At 65.2% G+C, this 287-nt stretch carries 1 pseudogene; it reads right to left on the bottom strand.

The features are described from left to right. Positions 1-287: pseudogene (locus tag ACLBYB_RS33360) on the bottom strand (microcin ABC transporter permease); the annotation flags it as partial.

Below are 287 nucleotides of genomic sequence, written 5' to 3'. Positions count from 1 at the left end.
AACATGACGCCGGGGAACGCGTAGCCGATGATCACCACGAAGGAGGTCGCGCGGTCGAAGCGCGTGCCGTCCGCCACGGCCTTGCGGATGCCGAGCGGGATCGAGATCGCGTAGGACATCAGCGTCATCCACAGGCCCAGCGAGATCGAGACCGGCAGCCGCTCCTTGATCAGCTGGATGACCGTGACGTCGCGGAAGTAGCTGCGGCCGAAATCGAACCGGACGTAGTCCCAGAGCACCTTGGCGAAGCGCTCGGGCGCCGGCTTGTCGAAGCCGAACTGCTTCTC

Source organism: Methylobacterium sp. D54C (assembly GCF_053345595.1).
Note: the sequence above shows the minus strand (reverse complement) of the source record. Positions and strands in the feature narration are given on the sequence as shown.